Source organism: Sphingosinicella sp. (assembly GCF_052388015.1).
GTDB lineage: Bacteria > Pseudomonadota > Alphaproteobacteria > Sphingomonadales > Sphingomonadaceae > Allosphingosinicella.
Window position 1 is genome coordinate 1 of the sequence record NZ_JBQTIN010000005.1, and the last position, 13,291, is coordinate 13,291.

Genomic DNA, 13,291 nt, shown 5'->3' on the forward strand with positions numbered 1-13,291 from the left:
CCGCGCGAGGCGCGGCGGCTCCTGGGCCCCGGCGCGCAGATCGGTGTCACCTGCCACGACAGCCGGCATCTGGCGATGGAGGCCGGGGAGGCCGGGGCGGACTATGTCGCCTTCGGCGCCTTCTACCCGACGACGACCAAGGACACGCATCACCGCCCCGATCCGTCGATCCTGACCTGGTGGTCGAGCCTGTTCGAGCTGCCCTGCGTCGCGATCGGCGGCATCACGCCGGACAATGCCCGGCCGCTGGTCGAGGCTGGCGCCGATTTCCTCGCCGTGTGCGGCGCGGTCTGGAACGCCGGCGGCGGGCCGGCGGCCGCGGTCGCGGCGTTCGGGGAGCCGCTCAGCCGACCGGCCGCATGAAGCTGAACGGCATGATCCAGGTCCCGGGAATGCAACCGTTCGCCCAGCGGCAATAGGCCTGCAGCACCGGCCAGAGCGCCCGTCCTTTTTCGGTGAGCCGATATTCGTAGCGCAGCGGCCGCCGGCTGTAGGGCGCCAGCTCGATCAGCCCTTCGCGCTCCATCGCGCCGAGCCGCTCGGTCAGCACGTTCGTGGTGATCCCCTCCGGCGAACGCAGGAAATCGCCGAACTTCGTCTTCCCGCCGATCATGTCGCGGACGATGAGCAGCGTCCAGCGATCGCCCACCAGATCGAGCGAGGTGGCGATCGGACATCCGGAACGGGGCGCCTTCAGCTTCGGCATGAATACTCACTTGCAAGGCACGTTTAACTACCAATTCCGGTTGCTGCTGGCAAGGCAGGCGCATGTTGCCTGCGCTTTCATCGCCGATCCGGAACGAACCGTCGCCGAAACGGACATCGCTGCGCCGCGTAAACTGGTCATTAGGGTCGTTGCCGCTATCATCGGGTTCGTGACGGGGGTTCGCAACAGCCTGTTCCTGCTTCTCTTCTGCGGCTCGGCGCTCGCCGCGCAGCCGTGGAAGCCCGACGACGGGCCCAGCGAAGCCGAGATCGACGCGGCGCTCGGCCGCAGCCCGCCGACGCCTTCGGGCATGCCATCGACGCCTTCGATCACGCCGTCGGGCCTCGCGATCCCGGTTGTCGGCATCCCGATGGCGCGGCTGACCGACACGTTCAGCGCCTCGCGCGGCGGCGGCGCCCGCCGGCACAATGCGATCGACATCATGGCCCCGCGCGGTACCCCGGTCGTCGCCGCGGCGGATGGAGTGGTGGAGCGGCTGCATGCCAGCCGGGGCCTGGGCGGCATCACCGCCTATGTCCGCTCGGTCGATGGCGCCTGGACCTATTATTACGCCCATCTCGACGGCTATGCGCCGGGCCTTCAGCAGGGTCAACGGATCAGGCGCGGCGATCCGATCGGCTTTGTCGGCTCGACCGGCAACGCCTCCGCGACGGCCCCGCACCTCCATTTCGCGATCAGCCGGATGGGCCCGGCCGACCGCTGGTGGCAGGGCACGCCGGTCAATCCCTATCCGCTCCTTGCCGGTCGGATGGCTTCGCGCTAGGGCGCGGCGACTTTCTTCGGTACGGCTCCGGCCCGCTCCCCCTCCCAGCCTCCCGACATGGTGGACGCTATCGGGAGGCTGGGAGGGGGAGCGGGCTGGCACCGCCATCGAGCGAAGCGAGCAACACATGAAAATCAGCGGCGTGGACATTCGTCCCGGCAACATCATCGAGTATGAAGGCGGCATCTGGCGGGCGGTGAAGATCCAGCACACCCAGCCCGGCAAGGGCGGCGCTTATATGCAGGTCGAGATGAAGAACCTCATCGACGGCCGGAAAAATAACGTCCGCTTCCGTTCGGCGGAGACAGTTGAGCGCGTCCGGCTCGACACCAAGGATTTCCAGTTCCTGTTCCACGACGGCGACAGCCTCGTCTTCATGGACAAGGACAATTACGAGCAGGTGTCATTGCCCGAGGACCTGATCGGCGAGCCCGCCGCCTTCCTGCAAGACGGCATGGACGTGATCATGGAACTCTACAACGAGCGACCGATCAGCGTGCAGCTCCCCGACACGATCGAGGCGACCATCGTCGAGGCCGACGCGGTGGTGAAGGGGCAGACCGCTTCGTCCAGCTACAAGCCGGCGATCCTCGACAACGGCGTGCGCGTCATGGTCCCGCCCCATATCTCGGCCGGCACGAAGATCGTCGTCGATGTCTACGAGCAGACCTATGTGAGGCGTGCCGACTGATTTTCCTCCCCTCCCGCTTGCGGGAGGGGATTGAGGGGTGGGCCAGCCGCCTCTCAGACCCACCCCCGGCCCCTCCCGCAAGCGGGAGGGGGGAGAATAGAAACTTGGTCAGCCATTCCGGCCTCATCACCGTTATGACGCGCGCCGCGCGCAAGGCGGCGCCGCGGCTCAGGCGCGACTTCGGCGAGGTCGAGCAGTTGCAGGTCAGCCGCAAGGGGCCGGCGGACTTCGTCTCGATGGCGGACGAGCAGGCGGAGCGGACGCTGGTCGAGGAATTGCGCCATGCGCGGCCCGACTGGGGGATGCTGCTGGAAGAGGGCGGGGCGATCGAGGGCGACCCCAACAAGCCGCGCTGGGTGATCGATCCGATCGACGGCACCTCAAATTTCCTCCACGGCATCCCGCATTTCGCGATCTCGATCGCGGTGCAGGAGGCGAGGCCCGGCGGGCAGGGGTGGGGGGAGATCAGTCACGGACTGGTCTACAATCCGATCACCGACGAGAGCTTCTGGGCCGAGAAGGGGCGGGGCGCCTGGCTGCAGGACCGGCGGCTGCGCGTGTCCTCGCGTCGCGACCTTTCCGAGGCGCTGATCGCGACCGGCGTGCCCTACAAGGGGCATGGCGACCTGGAGCGGTTTCAGCGAATAATGGCGGCGGTTGGTCCGGAAGTCGCTGGCATCCGCCGCTTCGGCTCGGCAGCGCTCGACCTCGCCTGGGTGGCGGCCGGCCGCTATGACGGCTTCTGGGAAGAGGAGCTCCAGCCTTGGGACATCGCGGCGGGCCTGATCCTGGTGCGCGAGGCCGGCGGCTTCGTAACCGACTTTCGCGGCGGCAGCGCCGATCCGGCCAAGGGCCAGGTGCTGGCCGCGAACGAGGCGCTGCACTCCCGGCTGCACAAGCTGCTCGCTGGAGCGCTGCGGACCTAAGACGGCGCGGAGCGCGCTGCCTGCAGCTGTTACTCGCCGCGTCGCTGCTCTGCCAGGCAGCCGCCGCGCAGCTGGCGGTTCCCGACGCCTGGCCTCCCGCCAACGCGTCCGCGGCCCTGGTTGCGGAGGCCTTTCCGTACAGCGCGACAGCTCAGCGTCAGATGCTCGCGGCGGCGCACGAACGCGGGGATGCCGCCGCCGTCCGGGTGGCGCTGTGGCGGCTCGCGCAGAGCGGCTATGCGCCCTCGGCGGCCACCATGGCCCTGCTGGCGCCGCACCTGTCCGCGGCCGACCTCGAAGCCTTGCGGCTGCGCCTCGAAGGCAATCGGTCCCGGGTGCAGGCGAGCCGGCTCGCGGCTTTGGTGCCGGCCGACCACCGGCTCGTCGAAGGCATAACCTGGGACCCGGCGGACCGGCGCCTGTTCGCAACCACGGTGGTCGACCGCTCGCTGCTCGTCCACGGCGGCGGACGCTGGCGAAGGGTGCCGATCGCGAGCGCGGGCAGCCTGTTCGGGCTGGCGCTCGATCCGCGCACCGGCGGCATCTACCGGCTGCTCTGGGTCGCCTCGGGGCGGGTCGAGCAAACCCCCGCGCCCGAGACCGCCTTCCGGGGCCTGATCGCGGTCGATCGCAACACATTGCGCGAGGTGCGGCGGATCGCCGCGCCCGAGGGCGGATCGCCGGCCGACCTCACCGTCGACCTCTCCGGCACGCTCTATGCCAGCGATCCGGCGAGCGGCGCCATCTATCGCGCCCGGCCCGCGGAATCGACCTTGTCGGTGCTGGTGCCGCCGGGCCGGCTGGTCAATCCGCAGGGCCTGGCGATGGCGCCTTCGGGACGCTGGCTCTACGCCTCCGACTATGTCCGCGGCCTCGCCATCATCGACCCGCAAAGCGGCGACATGGCTCGCCTCGAATCCGATGTCGCGACCATGCTCGACGGGATTGACGGCCTCTCCTGGTTTCGCGGCGGCCTGATCGCCATCCAGAATGGCACCAGTCCGCGCCGCATTCTCCACCTGCGTCTCTCCCCCAACGGCCGCCGGATCGTCGCCGTTCGCATCATCGAAAGCGCCCATCCCGACTGGGGCGAGCCGACGCTCGGCGTCGTCATGGGGCAAAGCCTGCTCTACGTTGCCGATGCCCAGTGGGAGCGTTACGGCCCCGGCGGCGCCGTAACCGGCGAGGGACCGACCCGGCCGACCGCGATTCGTGCCGCGCGCCTGCCGCGCTAGAGCCGGAAAAACGCCGCGGGAAACCCCCGCTCGGCGGTTGCGGGGGCGGGGCGGCTGCCCTAAAGCCGCGGCGATTCATCGCATTGGGGAATGTATCCGTGGCATCGGTGGCTGCCGATTATTTGCCGATCCTGCTGTTCCTGGCCGTCGCGCTCGGCCTGTCGACGGCGTTCGTCGTGCTGCCGATGCTGGTCTCGCGGCTGACCGGCGCGAACAAGCCTTATCCGGACAAGCTCACCGAATATGAGTGCGGCTTTCCCGCCTTCGAGGACAGCCGGGCCCAGTTCGACGTCCGCTTCTACCTGGTCGCGATCCTGTTCATCGTCTTCGATCTCGAGGCGGCGTTCCTCTTCCCCTGGGCGGTGACCGTGTTCGATCTCGGCTGGACGGCCTGGTTCGCGATGATGATCTTCCTCGCCGAGCTTGTTCTGGGTCTCGTTTATGCCTGGAAGAAAGGGGCGCTCGAATGGGAGTGATCCTTGACGCCCGGGGGCAGCCGATGGCGGCGCTCGCCCCAAACACCCCAGATGGCGCCACGCCACCCGACGCCTACACCTTCAACCAGATCCGGACCGAAGTCAGCGACAAGGGTTTCCTCGTCACGTCGACCGAGGACCTGTTCCAGTGGGCGCGGACCGGCTCGCTCTGGTGGATGACGTTCGGGCTGGCGTGCTGCGCGGTCGAGATGATCCATGTGAACATGCCGCGCTACGACCTCGAGCGGTTCGGCGCGGCGCCGCGCGCGTCCCCGCGCCAGAGCGACGTGATGATCGTCGCCGGCACGCTCTGCAACAAGATGGCGCCGGCGCTCAGGCGGGTCTACGACCAGATGAGCGAGCCGCGCTACGTGATCTCGATGGGCTCGTGCGCGAACGGCGGCGGTTATTATCATTACAGCTACAGCGTCGTGCGCGGCTGCGACCGGATCGTGCCGGTCGACATCTACGTCCCCGGCTGCCCGCCGACCGCCGAGGCGCTTCTGTACGGCATCATGCAGCTCCAGCGCCGCATCCGCCGCGAAGGCACGATCGAGCGGTGAGCGAGGAGCGGCAGATTTTTGGCATCGCGCCGGTGCTGCTCGTTGCCGACGTCGTGAAGGCCCACGACTATTATGCGGAGAAGCTCGGCTTCCGCAGCCCAAAGATGTGGGGCGATCCGCCGGTGTTCTGTATCGCCAGGCGCGATGGCTGCGACGTTATGCTGAGCCAGGCCGAGCCGAGCAAAGGCGTCCATCCGAACGGCGATCACGAGGGCCGCATCGACGCCTATTTCTATGTCAGCGACGCCGACGCGCTCTACACCGAGTTCAAGGCGAAGGGCGCCGAGATCATCCTCGAGCCCGAGGACCAGGTCTATGGCATGCGTGAAACCATGGTGCGCGACATCGACGGACATGTGCTGTGCTTCGGGCACGATCTGACGGGAGCGGCATGACAAGTCCCGCGCCTCTCGTTCCGGCCCGCGAGGGCATCGTCGATGCCGTCAGGGCCGCGATCGGCGACGCCTTCGTCTCCGCCAAGAACGAGGTGAGTGAGGTTTCGATCGATGTGGCGCGGGAGAGCGTCGCCGACGTTCTCACCAAGCTGCGCGACGAGCTCGAATATCAGCAGCTGATGGAGATTGCCGGGGTCGACTATCCCGAGCGGGCCGAGCGGTTCGAGGTGGTTTATCATTTGCTGTCGGTGACCAGGAACCATCGACTGCGCGTCCGCGTCTCGACCGACGAGGATCATGCGGTCCCGACCGTCACCGGCGTCTACCCAGTCGCCGGCTGGCTGGAGCGCGAAGTGTTCGACATGTACGGCGTCGCCTTCGCCGGCCATCCGGACCTCAGGCGCATCCTCACCGATTACGGCTTCACCGGCCATCCGCAGCGCAAGGATTTCCCGCTCACCGGCCATGTCGAGCTGCGTTATTCCGAGGAGGAGAAGAGGGTCGTCTACGAGCCGGTCAGCCTCGCCCAGGATTTCCGCGATTTCGATTTCCTGTCCCCCTGGGAGGGCGCGGAATATGTGATGCCGGGCGACGAGAAGGCGCAGCCCGAGGCGCCCGGTGCGCCGAGCCCACTGAAGGCCGACGATATCAAGAAGCCGGAGCAGGTGAAGGCCGCCGCGCCGCGGCCGACGCCCAAGACGACCGATCATGGCGGCCAGACCGGCGCCGGCGCGAAGGCGAACAAGGCCGCCGCGACGACGACGCGCAAGCGCAAGCCGAAGGGCGGGGAGGGCACATGACCGATGCCCCCGGCACCCGCACCGTCGAGATCGGCACGGCCGGCGCGACCGATGTCGCGGACGGCAATTACACGATCAATTTCGGCCCGCAGCACCCGGCCGCGCACGGCGTGCTGCGCCTCGTGCTGGAGCTGGACGGCGAGATCATCGAGCGGGTCGATCCGCATATCGGCCTGCTCCACCGCGGCACCGAGAAGCTGTGCGAATATAAGACCTATTTGCAGGCGCTCCCCTACTTCGATCGCCTCGATTACTGCTCGCCCATGTGCATGGAGCACAGCTTCGTGCTGGCGATCGAGAAATTGATGGGCCTCGAAGTGCCTCTCCGGGCCCAGTATCTCCGCGTCCTCTTCGCCGAGCTGACCCGCATCTCCAATCACATGCTCAATCTCGGCAGCCATGTGATGGACGTCGGCGCGATGACGCCGAACCTGTGGATGTTCGAGCTTCGCGAGGACACGCTCAATTTCTACGAGCGGGCGTCCGGCGCGCGGATGCACGCCAACTGGTTCCGCCCGGGCGGCGTCAGGCAGGACCTGCCGCTGAAGCTGCTCACCGACATCGCCGACTGGCTCGACAACCGGATGCACCTGTTCGAGGACGCGATCAGCCTGGTCGCTGACAATCGCATCTTCAAGCAGCGCAATGTCGACATCGCGACGGTGTCGAAGGAGGACGCGCTGGCCTGGGGCTTCTCCGGGCCGATGATCCGCGCCGCCGGCATTCCCTGGGATTTGCGCAAGTCGCAGCCCTACGAAGTCTATGACCGGATGGACTTCGATGTTCCGGTCGGCACGCGCGGCGATTGCTACGACCGGTTCATGGTCCGGGTCGAGGAGGTGCGGCAGTCGATCCGCATCATGAAGCAGTGCCTGAAGGAGATGCCGGAGGGGCCGGTAGCGAGCATGGACCGCAAGGTCTTCCCGCCCAAGCGCGGCGAAATGAAGATGTCGATGGAAGCGCTCATCCATCACTTCAAATTGTTCACCGAGGGCTTCCACGTGCCCGCCGGCGAGGTTTACGTCGCGACGGAGAGCCCCAAGGGCGAGTTCGGCGTCTATCTGGTCGCCGACGGCACCAACAAGCCGTACCGGGTGAAGATCAGGCCGACTGGCTTCTCCCACCTCCAGGCGATGGATTTCATGAGCCGCGGCCACATGCTGGCCGATGTGACTGCCATCCTCGGCGCGCTCGATATCGTCTTCGGGGAGGTGGACCGGTGAAGATGGAGGAGCTTCCACGCACCGTCTGGTGGACCGCTCTGGGCGTGATGCCGGTGCTCATCGCCATGGGCCTCTTGATTGCCGTGACCGTCGTCGCGCAGCTCTCTGTTGAGAGTGAAGTGCCAATCCGCGCCCTATTCATAGCGGTCGTGATGTATCTGCTGGCGGGCACCGTCCGCGCGGTTCTGAGCTGCATCGATTGGTTCGAGGCTCGGCGGGCGAAGAAGGCAGCGCCTGATGGCTGAAGCCAAGCGCCTTTCCGACAGCCCGGAAATCCGCGAGCGCTGGGGCTCGTTCGCCTTCACGAAGGAGAACGAGACGCGGGCCAAGACCGTGATCGGCCGTTATCCGCCGGGGCGGCAGCAGAGCGCGGTCATTCCGTTGCTCGACCTCGCCCAGCGGCAGATCGGGGCGGAGACGAGCACCCAAGGCTGGCTGCCGATCCCGGTGATCGAATATGTCGCCCGCTATCTCGGCATGCCGAACATCCGCGCCTATGAGGTCGCGACCTTCTACACGATGTTCAACCTGGCGCCGGTCGGCCGCTTCCATGTCCAGGTCTGCGGCACGACGCCCTGCATGCTGCGCGGCTCCGACGACGTGTTGGCCGCCTGCGCCGCCAAGGGGCTGAAGAAGGGCCATACGACCGGTGACGGGCTGTTCACGCTGACCGAGGTCGAGTGCCTCGGCGTCTGCGCCAATGCGCCGATGGTCCAGATCAACGACGACAATTACGAGGACCTCACCGCCGCGAGCATGACCGCTATCCTCGAGGCGCTGGCAGCGGGGAAGGCGCCAAAGCCGGGGCCGCAGATCAAGCGGCAGACGAGCGCGCCCGAAGGCGGGCCGACGACGCTGACCGCGATGGCGAAGGACAATCACGATTACCGGGGCGAATGGGCATGAGCGGCGTCATCGGCATCGTCGTCGCGCTGATCGTCGGCTACGTCCTGTTCAAGCTCGCGCTGAAGCTGATCGGCGTCGCGATCGCGGTCGCGCTCGGGATCGGCGCCTATGTGCTGGCGCGCCGTTACCTGGAGAAAAAGTCGTGAGGGCGGCGGTGCTGGCCATGCCGATGCTCGTCGCCTGCCAGAGCGGAGCGCCGGCGAACAACCAGACGGCCGCCGCGCCCGCCAACGCGGCAGCGCCCAGCGATCCGCTCGCGACGGCGGAACGGCTGGTGCGGGCGCGGGTGAGCCAGCGCGGCGAGTTGCGCTTCGTCGAGGCGCGGGTCCGCGATCATCAGGGCGTCGCGGTGGTCTGCGGCGCCTATGAGCAAAGCGGCCGGCAGCAGCGCTACATCGTCGTCAATGGCGAGGACGTGTTCGTCGAACCTGAGATGGCGGCCGGCGAGATGCCGCGCGCGATCAACCTCTTCTGCGCGGAGGGTGGCCGTGCTTGAGGACAAGGACCGCGGCTTTGGCAAGAAACAACCCTCTCCCCTGTGGGGAGAGGGCAGGGTGAGGGGGTTCGGCCTCGGCGGATACTCTCGAACTCAGAACCCCCGCACCCCAACCCTCTCCCCCCCGGGGAGAGGGGGTTGTAGCGAGAGCCGCCATGCTCGCTGACAAGGACCGGATCTTCACCAACATCTACGGCTTCCAGTCCGCCGGGCTGGAGGCGGCGCAGGCGCGCGGCGACTGGGACGACACCAGGGCGCTGATGGCGCGCGGCCAGGATGCGATCATCGAGGAGGTGAAGGCGTCGGGCCTGCGCGGGCGCGGTGGGGCGGGCTTCCCGACCGGCATGAAGTGGAGCTTCATGCCCAAGGAGCCGAAGCCCGACCGGCCCAATTTCCTCGTCATCAACGCCGACGAATCCGAGCCCGGATCATGCAAGGACCGCGAGATCATCCGCCACGATCCGCACAAGCTGATCGAGGGCGCGCTGATCGCCGGCTACGCGATGCGCGCGCGGGCCGGCTATATCTATGTCCGCGGCGAGTTCATCCAGGAGACGCGCGTTCTCGAGGCGGCGGTGCAGGAGGCCTATGACGCCGGCCTGCTCGGCAAGAACGCCGCCAAATCCGGCTACGATTTCGACCTCTTCGTCCACCGCGGCGCCGGGGCTTACATTTGCGGCGAAGAGACGGCGATGCTGGAGAGCCTGGAGGGCAAGAAGGGCCTGCCGCGCCTGAAGCCGCCCTTCCCGGCGGGGGCGGGCCTTTACGGCTGCCCGACGACGGTCAACAATGTCGAGAGCATCGCCGTGGTGCCGACGATCCTGCGGCGCGGCTCGGCCTGGTTCGCGGGCTTCGGGCGTGAGAAGAACGAAGGCACCAAGCTCTTCCAGATCAGCGGCCATGTCGACAAGCCCTGCGTGGTCGAGGAGGCGATGAGCATCCCGTTCCGCGAGCTGATCGAACGCCACGCCGGCGGAATCAGGGGCGGCTGGGACAATCTGCTCGCCGTGATTCCGGGTGGTTCCTCGGTGCCGCTGGTCCCAGCCGCTGATATCATCGACGCGCCGATGGACTTCGACGGCCTCAAGGAGCTCGGCTCCGGCCTCGGCACCGCCGCGGTGATCGTGATGGACAAGTCGACCGACATCGTCCGCGCGATCAGCCGCATCTCATATTTCTACAAGCATGAGAGCTGCGGCCAATGCACGCCCTGCCGCGAGGGCACCGGCTGGATGTGGCGGGTGATGGAGCGGCTGCGCGCGGGCAATGCCGAAATCCACGAGATCGATCAGCTGCTCGACGTCACCAGGCAGATCGAGGGCCATACGATCTGCGCCCTGGGCGATGCCGCCGCCTGGCCGATCCAGGGCCTGATCCGCCACTTCCGCCCCGAGCTCGAGCGGCGGATTGTCGAGCGTAGCGGCGTCGGCGACACACCGCAAATCTTGGAGGCAGCGGAATGAAAGAGTTGATGCATATCCTGGGCGGGCTGCTCGCCGCGACTGCGGCCATGCCGCTGGCGGCGCAGGAGACCGGCACCCTGCGGACCCATCGCTCGGCCGAGATCGACGATTCCAGCCGTGATGGGGCGCGGCGGACGATGGAGGCGTTCGCCGCCTGCGTGGTGTCGCGGCAGAGCGGCCGGGTCGTCGCGCTGTCGAGGCTGCGGATCGATTCAGATCAATATGCGCGCGTCTACCGCAACCTGTTCGACAATACGGACGATGAATGCCTATCCGGCTCCGGGTCTTTGTATTTCAGCCCCTCACTGTTGCGCGGTGGCATCTTCCAGGCGCTTTACGCGCGCGAATTCCGGTCCGGCGCGCCGACCGATTTCAGCGCGGTGACGACCACCGGCTATCGGCAGCTTTATGAAGGCGAGCTGCATCCGGAGGTCCACTCCGCCGTCGCGCTCGAGCAGTTCGGCGAATGCGTTTCGCGGGCCGACGCCGCCGGGGTGCAGACGCTGTTGCGCCAGATCGCGGGCAGCGCGGGCGAGCGGGCCGCGATCCAGGCACTCGCGCCCCGCTTCGCCGCCTGCATCCCGCGCAACGAGACGATTCGCTTTTCTCCGTCCGTGCTGAAAGGCGCGCTGGCCGAAGGCATATACCGCCTTTCCGTCGCCGCCCGCGAGGGGGCGCAGGCAAGTCGGTGAAGATGGCGGCGCTCTCCCTTTTGGCGTCCTCCGCTTCGGCTTCGGCGCAGGCTCCCCAGGCGCCGGCGCTCGCCGCGTTCGGGCGGTGCCTCGTTCGGGAGGCGTCCGGCGTGGCTTGGGTGCTGCTGGCGACAGAATTGGGCAGCGAGGAAGAACTTCGCGAGGCGCGACGGCTGTTCGATGCCGGCTCCGCTTGCGCCCCGGCGCGGGAGGGTCTGAACGTCCGGGTCGGCGACATGCGCGGCGCTGTGGCCGAGGCGATGCTCGAAGCCGATTCGGCTGCGCTGGCGCGGCTCTCGGCGCGGCCGGCCGCGCCGGCGGTTCGCGCCGCGGCCGGCCTCGATGGCCGCGCCTTCGTCGCCGCTTACGCCGCCTGCCTGGCCGAGGCCGAGCCGGCGAAAAGCGTCGCTCTGCTCGCGACGCCGCACGGCGGCCTGGCGGAAGTCGATGCCTTCGCGTCTTATGACGACAGGCTGAACGATTGCATGCCGGAGGGCGTGAGCTATCGCATCGATCGCTTCGATGTCCGCAACCATATCGCCGCGCATCTTTACAAGCTGGCGACCGCCGGGGAGGGCCGCTGATGCCCAGGCTCAAGGTCGATGGCGTCGAGATCGAAGTCCCTGCGGGCGCGACTGTGCTGCAGGCGTGCGAGCTGGCGGGGAAGGAGATCCCGCGCTTCTGCTATCACGAGCGGCTCGCGATCGCCGGCAATTGCCGGATGTGCCTGGTCGAGGTGAAGCCCGGGCCGCCCAAGCCGCAGGCGAGCTGCGCGCTGCCCGCCGCCGACAATCAGGAGATTTTCACCAACACGCCGGTGGTGAAGAAGGCGCGGGAAGGGGTGATGGAGTTCCTGCTGATCAACCACCCGCTCGATTGCCCGATCTGCGACCAGGGCGGCGAATGCGACCTGCAGGACCAGGCGCTCGCTTATGGCAAGGGGCACAGCCGCTACGACGAGAACAAGCGCGCCGTGCCCGAGAAATATATGGGCCCGGTGGTCAAGACCTTCATGACCCGCTGCATCCACTGCACCCGCTGCGTGCGCTTCATGGAGCAGGTGGCGGGGGTCGAGGATATCGGCGCGATCGGCCGCGGCGAGGATATGGAGATCACCTCCTATCTCGAGCATGCGCTGGCGAGCGAGCTGAGCGGCAATGTCGTCGACCTCTGCCCGGTCGGGGCGCTGACCTCCAAGCCCTACACCTTCGAGGCGCGGCCCTGGGAGCTGCGCAAGGTTCCCGCGATCGACGTCATGGACGGGGTGGGCACCAATATCCGCCTCGACGTGCGCGGGCGCGAGGTGATGCGCGCGTTGCCGCGCCTGAACGAGGACGTGAACGAGGAGTGGGCGAGCGACAAGACGCGGCACGCCGTGGACGGGCTCACGCGCAACCGGCTCGACCGGCCCTGGCTGCGCGAGAACGGCAAGCTGCGACCGGCGAGCTGGGCCGAGGCGTTCGCCAGGATTGCGGAGGTCGCGGAAGCGGCAAAAGGCAGTGTCGCCGCCGTGGCCGGCGATCTGGTCGATGTCGAAACCATGTATGCGGCGAAGTTGCTGTTGAAATCGCTCGGTTCGGACCTGCTGGAGGGCCGGCAGACCGGTCTGGCCTACGACATTTCGAACCTCGCGGCGGTCAATTTCAACACGACGATCGCCGGGATCGAGACGGCGGACGTCATCCTGCTCGTCGGCACCCACCCGCGCCGGGAGGCGAGCCTCGTCAACACCCGCATCCGCAAGGCGGTGCGCGCGGGCGCGAAGGTGTTCGCGATCGGACCGGAGGTCGATCTTACCTACAAGGTGGAATGGCTTGGCGACGACCTCGCCGCGGTCGCGAACTTGCCGGAAGCCGTCACCGACGCCTTCGGCAAGGCCGAGCGGCCGGCGGTGATCGTCGGCGGCGCGGCGCTGAAGGCGCAAGGCGGGCAGGG

At 67.6% G+C, this 13,291-nt stretch carries 19 protein-coding genes; 18 read left to right on the forward strand and 1 reads right to left on the reverse strand.

Going from position 1 to position 13,291, the window contains the following annotated elements; genetic code table 11:
- Positions 1-363: thiamine phosphate synthase (locus tag ACT4N3_RS00105; protein WP_444853166.1), on the forward strand; the 363-nt coding region annotated here is incomplete at its 5' end.
- Here ACT4N3_RS00105 and ACT4N3_RS00110 read toward each other — a convergent pair.
- A complete protein-coding gene (locus tag ACT4N3_RS00110; protein ID WP_444853167.1) occupies positions 344-706 on the reverse strand; it encodes a winged helix-turn-helix transcriptional regulator in 363 nt (120 codons plus the stop codon). The two genes, ACT4N3_RS00105 and ACT4N3_RS00110, sit on opposite strands and share 20 nt — an antisense overlap.
- Before the next feature lie 169 nt (positions 707-875).
- Between ACT4N3_RS00110 and ACT4N3_RS00115 the strand changes: the two genes are divergently transcribed.
- The 17 genes from ACT4N3_RS00115 to nuoG all read left to right on the forward strand — a co-directional run.
- Entirely contained in the window at positions 876-1,490 is a 615-nt protein-coding gene (locus ACT4N3_RS00115) for a M23 family metallopeptidase (protein ID WP_444853168.1), read from the forward strand.
- A 127-nt stretch (positions 1,491-1,617) separates the two neighbouring features.
- On the forward strand, positions 1,618-2,181 hold the full coding sequence (gene efp / locus ACT4N3_RS00120) for an elongation factor P (RefSeq protein WP_444853169.1): 564 nt from the start codon (positions 1,618-1,620) through the stop codon (positions 2,179-2,181).
- A 104-nt stretch (positions 2,182-2,285) separates the two neighbouring features.
- Positions 2,286-3,107, forward strand: coding sequence for an inositol monophosphatase family protein (locus ACT4N3_RS00125; protein ID WP_444853170.1), 822 nt, complete (start codon positions 2,286-2,288; stop codon positions 3,105-3,107).
- A gap of 161 nt (positions 3,108-3,268) precedes the next feature.
- Complete coding sequence (locus ACT4N3_RS00130) at positions 3,269-4,342, forward strand: SMP-30/gluconolactonase/LRE family protein (protein ID WP_444853171.1); 1,074 nt, start codon at positions 3,269-3,271, stop codon at positions 4,340-4,342.
- A 98-nt stretch (positions 4,343-4,440) separates the two neighbouring features.
- Positions 4,441-4,818, forward strand: a complete 378-nt coding sequence (ndhC, locus tag ACT4N3_RS00135) for an NADH-quinone oxidoreductase subunit A (RefSeq protein ID WP_444853172.1) — start codon at positions 4,441-4,443, stop codon at positions 4,816-4,818.
- Complete coding sequence (locus ACT4N3_RS00140) at positions 4,809-5,381, forward strand: NuoB/complex I 20 kDa subunit family protein (RefSeq protein WP_444853173.1); 573 nt, start codon at positions 4,809-4,811, stop codon at positions 5,379-5,381. The genes ndhC and ACT4N3_RS00140 overlap by 10 nt, the downstream gene beginning before the upstream one ends.
- The gene (locus ACT4N3_RS00145; RefSeq protein ID WP_444853174.1) at positions 5,378-5,776 is read left to right on the forward strand and encodes a VOC family protein; all 399 of its coding nucleotides are present in this window, start codon (positions 5,378-5,380) and stop codon (positions 5,774-5,776) included. Before ACT4N3_RS00140 ends, ACT4N3_RS00145 begins: the two co-directional genes overlap by 4 nt.
- A complete protein-coding gene (locus ACT4N3_RS00150) occupies positions 5,773-6,576 on the forward strand; it encodes an NADH-quinone oxidoreductase subunit C (protein WP_444853175.1) in 804 nt (267 codons plus the stop codon). The genes ACT4N3_RS00145 and ACT4N3_RS00150 overlap by 4 nt, the downstream gene beginning before the upstream one ends.
- Positions 6,573-7,799 (forward strand): NADH-quinone oxidoreductase subunit D, encoded by a 1,227-nt coding sequence (locus ACT4N3_RS00155; protein WP_444853176.1) that lies wholly within the window; start codon positions 6,573-6,575, stop codon positions 7,797-7,799. The genes ACT4N3_RS00150 and ACT4N3_RS00155 overlap by 4 nt, the downstream gene beginning before the upstream one ends.
- Complete coding sequence (locus tag ACT4N3_RS00160) at positions 7,796-8,044, forward strand: hypothetical protein (RefSeq protein WP_444853177.1); 249 nt, start codon at positions 7,796-7,798, stop codon at positions 8,042-8,044. Before ACT4N3_RS00155 ends, ACT4N3_RS00160 begins: the two co-directional genes overlap by 4 nt.
- Positions 8,037-8,705 (forward strand): NADH-quinone oxidoreductase subunit NuoE, encoded by a 669-nt coding sequence (nuoE, locus tag ACT4N3_RS00165; protein ID WP_444853178.1) that lies wholly within the window; start codon positions 8,037-8,039, stop codon positions 8,703-8,705. Before ACT4N3_RS00160 ends, nuoE begins: the two co-directional genes overlap by 8 nt.
- Entirely contained in the window at positions 8,702-8,851 is a 150-nt protein-coding gene (locus ACT4N3_RS00170; protein WP_444853179.1) for a hypothetical protein, read from the forward strand. Before nuoE ends, ACT4N3_RS00170 begins: the two co-directional genes overlap by 4 nt.
- Positions 8,848-9,201, forward strand: a complete 354-nt coding sequence (locus ACT4N3_RS00175; RefSeq protein WP_444853180.1) for a hypothetical protein — start codon at positions 8,848-8,850, stop codon at positions 9,199-9,201. The genes ACT4N3_RS00170 and ACT4N3_RS00175 overlap by 4 nt, the downstream gene beginning before the upstream one ends.
- 155 nt (positions 9,202-9,356) lie before the next feature.
- Positions 9,357-10,664 (forward strand): NADH-quinone oxidoreductase subunit NuoF, encoded by a 1,308-nt coding sequence (nuoF, locus tag ACT4N3_RS00180; protein WP_444853181.1) that lies wholly within the window; start codon positions 9,357-9,359, stop codon positions 10,662-10,664.
- The gene (locus tag ACT4N3_RS00185) at positions 10,661-11,356 is read left to right on the forward strand and encodes a hypothetical protein (RefSeq protein ID WP_444853182.1); all 696 of its coding nucleotides are present in this window, start codon (positions 10,661-10,663) and stop codon (positions 11,354-11,356) included. Before nuoF ends, ACT4N3_RS00185 begins: the two co-directional genes overlap by 4 nt.
- A 110-nt stretch (positions 11,357-11,466) precedes the next feature.
- Entirely contained in the window at positions 11,467-11,940 is a 474-nt protein-coding gene (locus ACT4N3_RS00190; protein WP_444853183.1) for a hypothetical protein, read from the forward strand.
- The coding region (gene nuoG, locus ACT4N3_RS00195; protein WP_444853184.1) for an NADH-quinone oxidoreductase subunit NuoG at positions 11,940-13,291 on the forward strand (1,352 nt) is incomplete at its 3' end. The genes ACT4N3_RS00190 and nuoG, both read left to right, overlap by 1 nt.

Bases quoted from the DNA above. Each gene is read 5' to 3' on its own strand.
- ACT4N3_RS00110 (WP_444853167.1), bottom strand. From the start codon at position 706: ATGCCGAAGCTGAAGGCGCCCCGTTCCGGATGTCCGATCGCCACCTCG.
- efp (WP_444853169.1), top strand. From the start codon at position 1,618: ATGAAAATCAGCGGCGTGGACATTCGTCCCGGCAACATCATCGAGTAT.
- ACT4N3_RS00130 (WP_444853171.1), top strand. From the start codon at position 3,269: ATGCTCGCGGCGGCGCACGAACGCGGGGATGCCGCCGCCGTCCGGGTG.
- ACT4N3_RS00140 (WP_444853173.1), top strand. From the start codon at position 4,809: ATGGGAGTGATCCTTGACGCCCGGGGGCAGCCGATGGCGGCGCTCGCC.
- ACT4N3_RS00150 (WP_444853175.1), top strand. From the start codon at position 5,773: ATGACAAGTCCCGCGCCTCTCGTTCCGGCCCGCGAGGGCATCGTCGAT.
- ACT4N3_RS00155 (WP_444853176.1), top strand. From the start codon at position 6,573: ATGACCGATGCCCCCGGCACCCGCACCGTCGAGATCGGCACGGCCGGC.
- nuoE (WP_444853178.1), top strand. From the start codon at position 8,037: ATGGCTGAAGCCAAGCGCCTTTCCGACAGCCCGGAAATCCGCGAGCGC.
- ACT4N3_RS00170 (WP_444853179.1), top strand. From the start codon at position 8,702: ATGAGCGGCGTCATCGGCATCGTCGTCGCGCTGATCGTCGGCTACGTC.
- nuoF (WP_444853181.1), top strand. From the start codon at position 9,357: ATGCTCGCTGACAAGGACCGGATCTTCACCAACATCTACGGCTTCCAG.
- ACT4N3_RS00185 (WP_444853182.1), top strand. From the start codon at position 10,661: ATGAAAGAGTTGATGCATATCCTGGGCGGGCTGCTCGCCGCGACTGCG.